We start from the raw sequence: 13,372 nt of genomic DNA, 5'->3' as shown, positions 1-13,372 counted from the left end.
TGATTTTAAATCACCTTAACCTTCCTTCAGTCTTGTCTTATGGTACTCTGGCTGCTTAAAAACTGTCCGGAGTATTGTTAAACCTTAATTTTCCTAATTTAAAACTTTTATCCAGCCTTCGGATGTCTGCTTTTTGCCTGCGATCGCACTTTCGAGCAACCCTAGCATTTCGCCCCAGGTATTGTCCCAATAACTGTCTGCCAAAAAAGCATCTACTTCGCTCAGCCACTTAGTGCGATCGGCCAAACTTTCGCTCATGATTTCTTCCCCAGCAGCAACAAATTCTGCAACATTGCTCGCAATCCGAACCAAACCTTTTTCTCCGTAGGGCTGCACCACGGATCGGATCGAAGTAGAAATCACAGGTTTGCCGGCCGCCAGGTATTCTGAAGTTTTAGTCGGACTAATAAATTTAGTCGATTCGTTAATCGCAAACGGCAGTATTGCTATATCCCATCCTGCAATGTACGCTGGCAGTTCTTGATAGGATTTGCCGCCGAGATAGTGTATATTTGGGTTGGTTGGTAAAGTTGCCTGGTCGATTTTCACCACTGGCCAGATTATCACTAAATGCCAGTCTGGCCTCGCTTCAGCAATCCCGCCGAGCAGTTCGATATCCATGCGTTCGTCTATAACGCCAAAAAAACCCAAACGCGGGTGAGGAATGTCTTTTTGATCCGCTTGATCCGCCGATGTTTCGGAAAGATTCCGGGCGTTAGTAAAGTGTTCTTTTTCAATGCTGCTGGGGAAAGGATGAATGTTTGCGTGCTGGTGCTGTTTCGCTTCGTAGAGGCTGTGTCCGCCTGTAAATACGATGCTGGCGCGCTTTAAGAGTTGAGTTTCATTTGCTTTGAAATCGGGGTGCACGCCGTGAAATGCTGACAGTTCGTCGATGCAGTCGTAGACTACAGCTAGCGGCTTTAAGTGGTTTGTGAAAGAGACAGCCATTGGTGTGTAATACCAGAGGATGTAGTTGTTAATTTCTGCTGCTTGAAAGAAATCATCTAGCATGGCTTGCTGAGCAGTTTGTGCTGTTTCTTTGCTAATTTCTTCGTTCAGGTGCGGTGCTATTACCCAGACTCCGCTGGCGTGGATGCTGACATCAAGCCGCCAATCTCCTGTCGCGATCAAAATCGGTTCTTCTACAAAGAATACGCGACGATTTTTGGCGCAGCGACTTAAAAGATGTTGCGGACGTTGATAGACGGAATTCCACCGCAAATGAGACAGACAAACTAGATCCGGTACATCTAAAACAGCAGCTTTTGATAAGTTGGCGCGCAAGGCGCTGGATGGAGCGAATTGAGAAGGCGATTTTGCGGGATCTATAGAGGTAAATCGAATCTCCCACCCTCGACCTTTATAGTTATAATTATTCTTTACTGAGTTTTTAGGGGACATAATTAGCCTCAAGAATTTGTTAATTAAAATGGGCAACTAAAATATCCTTCTCAGCATTGTATTACTGAAAGTTGTCAGCGTCAATCTGAGAATCTTTATTGAGTAGCCCGCCTCGCATTCACAGTCGATCGAGCAACTGCTAGAGCGCAAAAAAGATACGCTTATCTACTTTTTTACGAAGTGAAACTTGGAGATAAGTTAATATTGTTAGACTTGCTATTATTGATCAATCTAGCTCAGTTTTTCTGCCATTACTTCTATCTGAAGGATGACTTCTTTCTCAGGAGGCGCTTTGTTTGGATGCTTGGTTCAAAAGCCGTTAAAATGCCGATCGACCTTTTAAAAAGACTTAACTGGCAGGTAGGGGGTGACACCATTTGAGATTTTAGATGGAAGAATTGAAGATTTGGGAATGGCTGATGAATTAAGGGTTTGAAGCTTGTCTGCTATTACATATTTTTTTGAAATCGGTATTAAGACCGATCGACTTTTAGTTTTTTATTTTGTATAATAGAGAAAATTTGCGAGCTACTTTTTGTGGCCATTTAATTTGACAAACTTCACCTTTTTTAAACTTATCCGATCGCTGCTAAGTAACGTTTGTATCCTTATATATATAAAGATTAAGGAAAAATTATAACTTGCGATAGATTCATAAATAACAGTTTATGAAGCCGGGTTTAATCGACATCTTATACCCGATCGACAATATCGCGGAAACCAGGTAAGAGCGATGAGAAGCCTAGGATTTTATGGTGATGACATTGGTGCTGGGGTACGAGGTTAAAGTCACGCGAGACAGTACCAATCTCAATTATTCCTCTGAGGGCGGGTTCGCGCATATCCGCGTTAACCCGGGACTAGAAGATAGCAGCAACTTTAAAGTCGGCGGCTGTCTATTTTAGCGATTCCCCCTCCAAATCCAAAATCTTGCACCATCGAACTTTTTAAGAAATCGTGGGGAAAACCCAATTCAATTGCACTTACTTTGTCTAACTGCTGCATTTGTTCGGGAGTTAATTGAAACTCTAAACAAGCAAGATTTTCCTGCAGTTGCGAGAGTTTGCGGGAACCAATAATTGGAATAACTTTGACTGACTGTTGTCGCAGCCAATTCAGGGCTACTTGAGAGGCTGGTTTCCCAATTTCGGCTGCTATGGAGCTAACTTCGCGAGCAATATTGAGGTTTCGTTCGCTAATTTTTCCCGATTCAGGTGAATCAAGCCGTTTAGTTTCGCTGGCGGTTTCTGAAGTGTTGTATTTTCCTGTTAGCAAGCCGCCTGCTAGGGGACTCCAAGCTGTCACGCCAATGTTTAAGGCTTTTGCCATCGGGAGCAAATCCCGTTCTGGTGTTCGCTCTTTTAAAGAATACTCGATTTGCAAGCCGATAAATGGTGTCCAACCGCGCATTTGGGCGATCGTATTTGCTTGAGAAACAATCCAAGCGGGTGTATCGGAAATGCCGATATAAAGAACTTTGCCGGCGCGCACCAAATCGTCAAAGGCGCGCATTACTTCTTCGACTGGTGTGGTAAAATCCCAAGCGTGCAGCCACAGCAAATCTATATATTCAATTTGCAGTCGCTTCAAACTTGCTTCTACTGCTTGCACCATATTTTTGCGGTGGTTGCCGAAACCGTTGATTTCGCCATTTTTCATGTTGAGGCTGTACTTAGTGGCAACTACCCATTTTTCGCGATCGGCTGCGATAAAATCGCCGATATATTTTTCGCTTGTACCGTTGGTGTAGAGATTCGCCGTATCAATGAAATTGCCGCCTGCTGCTGCAAATGCGTCGAACATTTTGCGGCTTTCTTCGTAGGAACCGCCCGAACCCCACTCTTCGCCAAAAGTCATGGTGCCGAGGCAGATTTCTGAAACGCGAAGTCCGCTGTTAAGTAAGTCGGTGGGGAAAAACACAACTGTGTTAAGAAAGATAAATGAGGCTAAAACCCCAATCCCTCCTGCATTCTGTCTCCTGACTCCTGCCTCATCCCAACTACAAATATTTACGCCTTTCTACTTACCTAGTAGTTTGTATCTCATGTCGGCTTTTTTAGCTAGCTAATTAATTGCTTTTAACAGTTTAGATCGGGATTTGCCGTACTGTTGCTATCCGTCTGCGGTGGCTGGCTTTGAGGGTGGGTTAGGGCTGTGCTGGATATTGAATGTTTTGTTAAGTCAAAATGCCGATCGGCAGCATCTTAGTTTTGCTTTTCCAGTGGTGTCCCCGCTTGCTAAATATATAACCTGCGCGCTCTACGGTAGTTCGCACCATCACAAAAAAAGTGCTTTTGACTTTCAACACGGCACTGGGGCGAGCCTCTTACCTATGTATTTATAATTACATTGCTAATTAAAAATACAGTAAATTACTAAAAATATTATCTACCTTTAGATAGGTATTTTGCGAAAATAGTTAAATCAAAAAAGTGCTATATTTATCATCAGTAAATCTGATTGAAATCTAGAAAAAATAAGTAGCTAAATTAACTTTTTAGCGTTATATTGATTTACAGAATACAAAACCTAGGTGACTCACTTGGCTGATATCGTTGATACCGCCGTTGCGGCAGGCTCTTTTACAACTCTAGTTGCTGCCGTCAAAGCTGCTGGTTTAGTAGATACTCTCAAAGGCGCTGGGCCCTTCACAGTTTTCGCTCCTACAGACGAAGCTTTTGCTAAGCTTCCCGCAGGTACTGTAGAATCACTGCTTAAGGACATCCCTAAGCTCAAAAAAATCTTGACTTATCACGTCGTTTCTGGCAAAGTTATGGCCGCTGATGTGGTCAAACTGAAATCTGCGAAGACAGTTGAAGGCTCAGAAGTTAAAATTGATGCTTCCAATGGCGTCAAAATTAATGATTCTACCGTTACTACACCCGATGTTGCTGCTGACAATGGTGTCATCCACATTATCGATTCAGTGTTGCTTCCTGCGTAAGCACAGATTTAGATAACTCGATATTATCTTGAGGGCGGTGGCTATTTTTAGCCACCGCCCTGTTTTAGTTGAAGTTTAAATATTTTACGCAGATTAATAATTAAAAGTATTGTAGAGCAGGGGGAATGGAGCGATCGCACTGGCGAAAGTCTGCCCCAATTTTTTCGCGGCTGGGTTTACCGGGAAAACAGGTGACAAGCCAACAAGTGCCGTTGTACTCTGGAGTTGATTGCGAGCTCGGGGTTAGGTGCTGTGCCGCCGCACCCAAAAATTATCCCAGAAACCGGGTCGATCGGGGCTTGTCCTAAATAAGATACAATAAGAAACACAATAAAAGTGCGATCGACATTATTTGACATTCAAGCTATGCAATCTACAACTCAGTCCGATACAGAGCAGGCGATGGACGCTCCCAAACACGGCTTGCCCGTTACCATCATTACAGGATTTCTAGGTAGCGGCAAAACAACCCTACTCAACCACATCCTAACCAACCAGCAAGGTTTGAAAACTGCAGTTTTAGTCAATGAATTTGGCGAAATCGGCATCGACAACGAACTGATTGTCACCACCGACGACAACATGGTTGAGCTGAACAACGGCTGCATCTGCTGCACAATTAATGAAGACTTGGTAAATGCAGTTTACAAAGTTTTAGAACGTCAAGAAAACCTCGATTATCTAGTAGTAGAAACAACCGGACTCGCCGACCCCCTGCCAGTTGCTCTAACTTTTTTAAGCACAGAACTGCGCGACCTGACCCGTCTAGATTCGATAGTGACAGTAGTAGACGCAGCTAACTATAGCTTAGATTTGTTTAACTCAGAAGCAGCTTACAGTCAAATAGCTTACGGCGATATAATTATCCTCAACAAAACAGATTTGGTTGAAGAAGCAGATTTAGATTTGTTGGAAGTTAAGATTCGCGATGTCAAAGAAGGTGCTCGAATTTTGCGAACAGTAAACTCGCAAGTTCCCCTACCGCTAGTCCTCAGTGTCGGGTTGTTTGAATCTGACAAATATTTCCAATCTGAGGAAACAGCTAGCAGTCACGAACATCACGACCACGGCCATCACGACCACGACCACCACGGCCACCACGACCACCACGACCACGGCCACCACGAACATCACGACCACAGCCATCACGACCACTCCGACCATTTAGAAAATGACGGATTTACTTCAATTTCTTTCCAGAGCGAAAAGCCGTTTTCTCTGAGAAAATTTCAATATTTCTTAGACAACCAACTGCCAACAAACGTGTTTCGCGCGAAGGGGATTATGTGGTTTGAAGAAAGTCCGAAACGGCATATTTTCCATTTGAGCGGCAAGCGATTTTCGATGGACGACGACGAGTGGAAAGGCGACGATCGCAAAAACCAGCTTGTTTTGATCGGTCAGGGTTTGGATACCGAGACTTTGCGATCGCAAATCGAAAACTGTCTCTGTATGCCTGCACCCAATCGTGGCAAAGGTTTTGGGAAAAACTAACAGTAAAATATTACTGGTTCCCCGGCCAAGAGCCTGGGAACCGATGTAAGCGAGGCTCTGCCTCTCTGATACTTAGGAAAAAAACACTTACGCACGGGTGGCGAGAAACCGGGTTTTGAACCAAAAAACGGCATCAATGCTTTTAATGCCGGTAAAAAACCCGGTTTCTTTAGTATTGATCCGTCCAAGACTGTTGAAAACAGAAGTTTACTTTTTGATTTTGAGTTTTTGCTTTAAATATTTCTAATCTCAAATGCGAGTCATCATCCAGCGAGTCAAATCATCTCAAGTCGAAGTTAACGGTAAAATTGTCGGTAAAATAGGCCGCGGACTGAACTTGCTTGTAGCTATTGCAGACACCGACACGGAAGCAGAACTCGACTGGATGGCTCGCAAATGCCTGGAACTGCGTTTGTTTCCCGACTCAGCCAGCGAGGGCGGCCGCTGGGACAAGTCCGTACAAGACATCGGCGGCGAGTTGCTGGTAGTCAGTCAGTTTACGCTGTACGGGGACTGTCGCAAAGGTCGGCGACCTTCCTTTGACCGATCGGCAGCTCCTGAACGAGCCGAAATTTTTTATGATAAATTTGTCGAAAAGTTGCGTCAGAGTGGCTTAAAAATCGAAACAGGCGTGTTTGGAACTCAGATGCAAGTCTTAATAGAGAATGACGGGCCTGTGACTTTGGTATTAGAGAGAGAATCGGCGTCAATAGTTTGACAGGCCTCTCTGTACTTCTCTTCCTTCGTGTCCTTTGCGTCTTCGCGGTTCGTTCCCAAAAATCCCTTGCGCCTTTTTCAACCAAATTTCTAAATTCACCGGGTTTCCTAGCTTCTGTGACGTAGGTTTTGAAGATAGTGAAGTTCGCTACACTCTGCCGACTCTCGATTCCACAATCTCCAACGCCGAAAACCCCCTCAAAAGGCCAGTTGGTAAATTGTCCACTCAGAGGCCCCAGAACACCGTCCATCTTTGTCGCGATCGCCCTACCTGAATTACAGCTCAGAGTGCTTGTACAGCAAGGCTTTAAGGGCGAAAAAACCAATCTCCCACAGCCAGCGCTTAGAATCAGATTCAGCAGCCAAAAACTGTTGCATGAGAGAGTGGAACAGTGGCATCACTGCGATTATCTCTATTTCCCTATATTCAATGTATAGAGAGTTGAATCAGCACAGCAAGCGAAACCGCCAGCAACTGCCGCCTCGCTCTCTGACAAATGTCCTCGCACGCTGTGCGCTACCACGAGATAAACGCCATGACTGTCAAAACTGCCACCAACGCCGTCAACTGCAACACCGCTTCTGGCCTCAACTTCATTCCTGCAGCAGGCGCACAAACCGCCGAAATCAATACTGCTCCCAGCATCGATGTTCTGGCTTTGGCTGAATTCGCCCTGAAAGAATTGCAAGCCTCCATGAAAAGTCCCAGCCGCAGCGCTCAAGCAGTGGCGATGCGGATTGCTAAGGAAGTTGAACGGATTTGCCAAAAAAGCGATCGCATCCAAGTTTCCGGCGAAGTTGAAGCTTGGCAAATCACCTTGGCCGAACACCGCTTGCAAAAAACTCTGCAATTCTACCGCCTCGGTTCCAAAAGCGGCCGCGTCGAACTGCACTCTCACCTCGCATCGATGATTTACCGCCATGTTGCATCTTTCCGCTCGAACTTGAACTTCCAAGCTCGTTACAACATGATTGAAGACTTTTTGCAAGGCTTTTACATCGAAGCTTTGCGAGCTTTCCGCCGCGAACACCAACTCGATCTCAACTACACTCCCCGCACGCAAATTGAATTGGCTGAGTACATGGCTTTTACCGAACACTACGCCAAGCGCCAAATCGGTTTGCCCGGCCGCAACCGCCAGCGCCTGATCGTGCTTCGCGCTCAAGGATTTGCCAAGGGCCAGCCTCCCGAAACTGCGATCGACATTGAAATGGCTGTAGAGTCTGGCAAGGGAGAAGATGCCGAAATGTACAGCCGCTCTCCGGCGCTGCAACAAGTGCGCGAACAAATGGTTTCGGAAACTGTCGATCCGGCTGATGCTGTGCTGCGCGATCGAGTAGTCGCTGAATTGATCGCTTATCTGGAAGCTCAAAATCAGCCCGAATGCGTGAACTACTTAATGTTGAAATTGCAAGACCTTTCGGCTTCGGAAATCGATCGCGTTCTCGGTTTGTCTTCCCGCCAGCGCGACTACTTGCAACAACGGTTTAAGTACCACGTCGAAAAATTTGCCCGCACTCAAAACTGGAAACTCGTACACGAATGGCTGGGTGCTGATGTGGATCAAAAGCTGGGAATGACTTCCGACAAATGGGAAGCATTTCGCGCAGGGCTGTCTCCCCAAATGCTGGAATTGTTGGAAATGAAGCAGAATCAAGAAAGCGACAAGGCGATCGCCACAGCACTCAACTGCACTCCCAAACAAGTCCAAAAACGCTGGGCACAACTGTTGGAGCTGGCAAGCCAGACTCGCAACAGCAACCAAGCTTAACGGGTGATGCAAAATGAATGCAACTGTTTTCTGGAGACTGGAAAATGCGATCGGGTGCGGCATCTGCACGGGAACGCCCGCCCCGCTTTCCGCTCTCAACTCTCCAACTGGGAATGCTGGATTATGACAGCTTTTGAGCTAATTAAATATATTAAAAAAGCACTAATTTTTCTTAATATTTATGATTCCCAGGAATAACCTGGGATTTTTTTATTAGGAATCGGGAAGATTCTCGTTATTAAAAACAATATCAAATCCGTTAACATCGGAATAGTAAATCAACAGTTAACAGTCAACAGTCAACATCATTCCAATGCTACCGCATTTGATATCATATCCTGTCGATTGACCGCAATCAGCAAGGTTAGTGCGGACTTGCATACGCTCCAATTTGCGAACCAATTCGACAACGGTCAATTTATTGGACACGATATCAATTATCTAAATGTTTGCTACAAATGGCAGAAATTCCACGAATTATTGCTTTCTATTACCTATTCAAAAGCTTGTAATTTCCCACTTTTTAAACTTTTCATTTACCTAATAGTCCTCCTTTTGTTCCAACCTAGGGGAAGTGAGTTCGCCTTCACTTATAAAATCACTAAAAAAACCAAGAAATTAGTCATTTTTAACCGATTTAAGCTATTAGTCAGGGAATAAATCCCCTGGCGGTATCGCGCGTCACGCGAGGGCTTTTAGGAGATGTGGGTAATGACAAGCTTTCAAAAAAGGGGGGACAACACTTGATTTTAAGTCTCCCTTGTCAAAGGCGATTTAGGGGACTATCCACTATCTAGGATTATTTTTTATATTTGAGATAAGTTGCAACCGCTAAATCCCATCCATGAAGTAGTGAACCCAGATTTTGTATTATAATCAACATCAACGGTCGAAGCCCAAGAGGAACTATAAAATTTATGTGTCTCAATCCCGGAGATATACTGGCTGAACGCTACAGAATTATGGCTCAATTAGGACAGGGAGGATTTGCTAGAACCTACAAGGCTCAAGATATAGAAAAATCCGAAAAGCCTCCCTGCGCGATTAAGGAAATTCCTTTTCCTGAAGGCGACGAGATCCGGGTATTGGAAAAATGCCGGGAGCGATTTCAAAGGGAAGTTAGGGCTTTGCAGGCTCTCGGAAATCACTCGCGCATTCCCAAATTGTTCGATCGCTTTGAAGAAAAAAAATATTTTTATCTCGTTCAAGAATATATTGAAGGAACACCCCTAAGTCAGGAATTTTTGCCAGCAGGTCAGCAGTGGACGGAATCACAGACGATCGCCTTTTTACGAGAAATTCTAGAAATTTTAAATTTTGTACACCAAGCAAATGTTATTCACCGCGATCTTACACCGGCTAACTTAATTCGGCGCTCCAAGGATGGTAAAATTGTTTTGATAGATTTTGGGGCTGTTAAAGAAATCAGCACCTTTACGGCTAACTCTACGGGTGAAATATTAACATCGCAGGCGATCGGTACAATTGGTTATATGCCGGCGGAACAATACAATCCGAGGTCTGTCCCGCAACCTTATAACGATATTTACGCCCTAGGAATCATTGTGATTCAAGCCCTCACCGGCAAGCTTCCTACGAATCTCCCGCAAGACCCCCAAACTTGTGAAATTGTCTGGGATTACTCGACGCACAATAAACAGATTTTACAAGTTAGCGACAGTCTAAAAAATATTGTTAGTAAGATGGTGCGTTTCCATTTTATTGAACGCTACCAATCTGTTACTGAGGTTTTAGAAGACTTGGATGCGATCGCACCGCCGCCTGTACGCAAAATTGCTCCTCAAAAGCGATCGCGCTTTCCCTGGCCGCTGTTAGGCTTTGCTGGAATTGCGATCGGATTGGCGATCGTACTTTTCATCCCCAAAATTTTGCTGCGACAAACGCTTCCAGCAGATGGTGTAAGTTCTGGCGAAAAACTCCTAGTCCAAACCTCCGCCCTTTGGTCAAAACAAAGGGGAATTAATGAATTTGCCGACTCAAATTATCCCGAAGCTTTAAAATTGCTCAAACAGTCCTGGCGAGATGACCGCAGAGACCCCGAAACTTTAATTTACATCAACAATGCTCTGCTCGAAGCAATCAATGCAGAATATTACACGATCGCGATCGTTGTCCCCATCCGCAGAAATCTAGACGGCAGCATTCAGAACGCCAACTTAGCAGAAGAACTGCTGCGAGGTATCGCTCAAGCTCAAACCGAAGTTAATTTAGGTATCCTCCCTGCCAAGGATAGCAATAAAGACTTTCCCGGTCAAGGCTTTCTCGAACCAAAAGCGATTAAAGGAAAAGGTCTCAAAGTTACCATTGCTGATGACGGCAATATCAAATCCTACGCAAAGCAAAGAGCAAATTACCTCGTCGCTCAGCCAGATATTCTAGCAGTCATCGGACACTACACCAGCGACATGACCGTAGAAACAGTAGATATTTACAATCGAAATAAACTCGTCGCAATTTCTCCGGGAAGCACCACAGAAGAACTGACCCGAAAACCCCGAAAATATTTCTTTCGGACGGCTCCGACAACTAGCATCGAAGCTGAAGCTTTGGTAAATCAACTATTGAAAGTAGGGCAAAAACGAGTGGCCGCTTTTTACAATCCCAACAGTCCCTTCAGCGCTTCTTTGTGGGAAGAATTTAAAAAGCAATTTGAATCCCGAGGAGGAACGACTTTTAGAAGCAGTAATTATTACGATTTATCTAAAGATAATTTTAACGCCAAAGCTGCGATCGCAGAAGTTGAAAAATTTCCCAAAACCGCCTTACTTGTAGTTCCCGACGGTCAAGTCACTAATTCGCTGGAAAATGCGATCGAGATGATTAAAGCTAACGGCGATCGCAATTGGATTGTCGGGCCTTGGACGCTGTACGAGGAGAGAACGCTAAAACTAGCAACACAACTAAAGTCTGTTAAAAAACTCGGCGTATCTGTATTTTGGCATCCGTTAATCAGTTTTGATAAAAAATTTCCGGTAAACGCACAAAAATTGTGGAGAGGCCCGGTAAATACTCGCTCTGCCTTAACCTACGATGCGGCAAAAACGCTGATTAAAGCTATAGAAATGCAGCCGGAACCCAGCCGCGAAGGAATGCAAAAAACTATGGCCGATCCTAACTTTAAAGCCGAGGGAGCTACGGGTATAATTGAATTTGACTCGAAGACTGGAAATCGGAAAAACTCTCCTAAAGCATTGGCGCATATTGTACCCTGTGCTAAAAAACAATTTGGTCTTACCTTTGTACCGATCGAATTTCCCACAGCCGCAGCGGCAGGTTTAAAGTGCGATTGAATTGATAGACAAGAAGTCATTAGTCATCTTGCCCGCTCGCCAAGTCGAAGGATAGTCATCTGTCATTAGTCAGATCATTTCTGGTCGATTATTATAACAAAAATGGTTCGTTCATAGTGCGGACTTTAGTCTGCGCTACAAACCCATCTGCCATCGGTCAATCTACCAGACATTTTATTATTAGTATTCCTAGGGTATGTTGCCATTATTTTAGCCAAATTTGAATCTACAATTTTACATATCTGCACCTTATATATAGCCTTTTTAAAGTTGATTAAACGAGCCTAAGAAAACCAGATAGCGAGAGAGCGATCGCTCTTGGTATCTACCATAAAGTTCGCATTTTTATCGTAGTTGTTTTACCTAAGATTTGCTTATACAAAGTGCAAATAGTTCTCTGTTCTACTCGACAAATACTTGTTTGCTAAGCGATTTTCGCTGGATGCGAATCTCTCATATTGTTGTTCTTTATGCTGCGTCATTTTCTTTGTTAGACGCATCCTCGGAATAATGTTACTCTAATAGAATAGTTGGGGAATGGTCAAATAAAAAGTTGTTTATTAAACTGGCGATGGTACAGGTGCATCGTTCACTAGAAACACTCGATTTTTATTGATGAATTTTCCATCGCGATGCACCCTAGGGCTACTAATTTATTTCAGCTTTACCCTAATTTATTCGTGCTTTTCGCACAAAAGTTCTCAGCCATCAAGGTCAAGCCCCCTTAGCCAAGCACAAATTTTTAAGCCCGCAAATTTTCAATAAATTAGATATATTAAACAAAGCTAGTCTTTTTTATAATAACGCTTATGACTGTCAATCTCGCTCCCGCCACCGCTTATAGTCTCAAACCAGAAGCCCAGAATATCTCGGCCCTCAAACAAGTCTTGCAGACAATAAATGCCGATAGCTGTCCGGGTTCCTACAACTTCCACCTCCACACGGTTAACTCCGACGGGCGATCGCAGTCAGAGAAAGTGATGGAACAAGCAATAGCCGTCGGCCTCAAAGGCTTAGCTATTACTGACCACCACAGCACCCAAGGCTACGCTCAAGCTCAAATATGGCTGGATAATTGGAAATTAAAGCATCCCGACAAAATTAGCGCTGCACCGACTCTTTGGACAGGGGCTGAAATTAATGCTGAATTGCTCAACAACGACGTACACATTCTCGCTTACGCCTTCGATCCAGAACATCCCAGTCTCACACCTTACTTGCGAGGTAAAGGTACTGAAGGCCACGCTTGTTATTCCGCAGCCAGGGTAATTGAAGCGATTCAGGAAGCTGGAGGTTTAGCAGTTCTAGCACATCCTTGCCGGTATCGATCGACCGCCGATAAACTCATCCCAGAAGCAGCCCGTTTCGGCATTGACGGCGTAGAAACTTACTATGCTTACGGCAATCCCTGTCCTTGGAAACCGAGTCCCAAACAAACTGCTTTAGTCAAAGATTTAGCAGAAACTTACGGTTTGTTGGGAACTTGCGGCACCGACTCTCACGGCCTCAGTCTTCTAGTCCGAATCTAATAATAGTTCGGGAATTAGTTATTGGTTATTAGTTAGGAATGACAATTAAATAACTTGCATTTTTTGTAGGTTGGGTTCATGCTTCAACCCAACCTACGGAAGTTATTTAATCCACGATCCCTTATTGCAATACTCCGGAGAGTTTTTAAAGAAGGATGCGATGCCTTCGGCAAGCAACGCTTACGCAATAAAGCAGAGAAGCGA

10 protein-coding genes are annotated in these 13,372 nt (G+C 44.4%); 6 read left to right on the top strand and 4 right to left on the bottom strand.

Going from position 1 to position 13,372, the window contains the following annotated elements:
• Positions 1 to 93 precede the first annotated feature (93 nt).
• The 3 genes from QUA97_RS26965 to QUA97_RS26955 form a co-directional block, all read right to left on the bottom strand.
• Complete coding sequence (locus QUA97_RS26965; RefSeq protein ID WP_333197313.1) at positions 94 to 1,401, bottom strand: glycosyltransferase family 1 protein; 1,308 nt, start codon at positions 1,399 to 1,401, stop codon at positions 94 to 96.
• Between the two features lie 879 nt (positions 1,402 to 2,280).
• The gene (locus QUA97_RS26960; protein WP_333197311.1) at positions 2,281 to 3,321 is read right to left on the bottom strand and encodes an aldo/keto reductase; all 1,041 of its coding nucleotides are present in this window, start codon (positions 3,319 to 3,321) and stop codon (positions 2,281 to 2,283) included.
• Positions 3,322 to 3,577: 256 nt separating this feature from the next.
• Complete coding sequence (locus QUA97_RS26955; RefSeq protein WP_255515931.1) at positions 3,578 to 3,709, bottom strand: hypothetical protein; 132 nt, start codon at positions 3,707 to 3,709, stop codon at positions 3,578 to 3,580.
• 234 nt (positions 3,710 to 3,943) lie between these two features.
• Between QUA97_RS26955 and QUA97_RS26950 the strand changes: the two genes are divergently transcribed.
• The 3 genes from QUA97_RS26950 (at position 3,944) to dtd (ending at position 6,557) form a co-directional block, all read left to right on the top strand.
• Positions 3,944 to 4,345, top strand: coding sequence for a fasciclin domain-containing protein (locus tag QUA97_RS26950; RefSeq protein ID WP_194070943.1), 402 nt, complete (start codon positions 3,944 to 3,946; stop codon positions 4,343 to 4,345).
• 366 nt (positions 4,346 to 4,711) lie between these two features.
• Positions 4,712 to 5,839: a CobW family GTP-binding protein gene (locus QUA97_RS26945; protein ID WP_333197309.1), complete on the top strand. Its 1,128-nt coding sequence runs from the start codon at positions 4,712 to 4,714 to the stop codon at positions 5,837 to 5,839.
• A gap of 253 nt (positions 5,840 to 6,092) precedes the next feature.
• Positions 6,093 to 6,557, top strand: a complete 465-nt coding sequence (dtd, locus tag QUA97_RS26940) for a D-aminoacyl-tRNA deacylase (RefSeq protein ID WP_194070937.1) — start codon at positions 6,093 to 6,095, stop codon at positions 6,555 to 6,557.
• Positions 6,558 to 6,832: 275 nt separating this feature from the next.
• Here the strand turns inward: dtd and QUA97_RS26935 are convergent, their stop codons facing one another.
• On the bottom strand, positions 6,833 to 6,958 hold the full coding sequence (locus tag QUA97_RS26935; protein ID WP_333197304.1) for a hypothetical protein: 126 nt from the start codon (positions 6,956 to 6,958) through the stop codon (positions 6,833 to 6,835).
• 134 nt (positions 6,959 to 7,092) lie between these two features.
• Between QUA97_RS26935 and QUA97_RS26930 the strand changes: the two genes are divergently transcribed.
• The 3 genes from QUA97_RS26930 to QUA97_RS26920 all read left to right on the top strand — a co-directional run bounded on the left by QUA97_RS26930 (position 7,093) and on the right by QUA97_RS26920 (position 13,168).
• Positions 7,093 to 8,328 carry a HetZ-related protein gene (locus QUA97_RS26930; RefSeq protein ID WP_194070938.1) on the top strand — a complete coding sequence of 412 codons (1,236 nt, stop codon included), beginning with the start codon at positions 7,093 to 7,095 and terminating at the stop codon, positions 8,326 to 8,328.
• Positions 8,329 to 9,245: 917 nt separating this feature from the next.
• Entirely contained in the window at positions 9,246 to 11,639 is a 2,394-nt protein-coding gene (locus QUA97_RS26925; RefSeq protein ID WP_333197301.1) for a bifunctional serine/threonine-protein kinase/ABC transporter substrate-binding protein, read from the top strand.
• A gap of 809 nt (positions 11,640 to 12,448) precedes the next feature.
• Entirely contained in the window at positions 12,449 to 13,168 is a 720-nt protein-coding gene (locus tag QUA97_RS26920) for a PHP domain-containing protein (protein WP_194070940.1), read from the top strand.
• Positions 13,169 to 13,372: the final 204 nt, after the last annotated feature.

Source organism: Microcoleus sp. CZ3-B2, from assembly GCF_036705055.1.
In the GTDB taxonomy this organism is placed as follows: domain Bacteria; phylum Cyanobacteriota; class Cyanobacteriia; order Cyanobacteriales; family Microcoleaceae; genus Microcoleus.
The sequence above is the reverse complement of the archived record's forward strand: the minus strand, read 5'-3'. Positions and strand labels throughout refer to the sequence as shown.

What these genes read in the sequence shown, in the direction of transcription:
- QUA97_RS26965 (WP_333197313.1), bottom strand. Translation starts at nt 1,401, where the DNA reads ATGTCCCCTAAAAACTCAGTAAAGAATAATTATAACTATAAAGGTCGA.
- QUA97_RS26945 (WP_333197309.1), top strand. Translation starts at nt 4,712, where the DNA reads ATGCAATCTACAACTCAGTCCGATACAGAGCAGGCGATGGACGCTCCC.
- dtd (WP_194070937.1), top strand. Translation starts at nt 6,093, where the DNA reads ATGCGAGTCATCATCCAGCGAGTCAAATCATCTCAAGTCGAAGTTAAC.
- QUA97_RS26930 (WP_194070938.1), top strand. Translation starts at nt 7,093, where the DNA reads ATGACTGTCAAAACTGCCACCAACGCCGTCAACTGCAACACCGCTTCT.
- QUA97_RS26925 (WP_333197301.1), top strand. Translation starts at nt 9,246, where the DNA reads ATGTGTCTCAATCCCGGAGATATACTGGCTGAACGCTACAGAATTATG.
- QUA97_RS26920 (WP_194070940.1), top strand. Translation starts at nt 12,449, where the DNA reads ATGACTGTCAATCTCGCTCCCGCCACCGCTTATAGTCTCAAACCAGAA.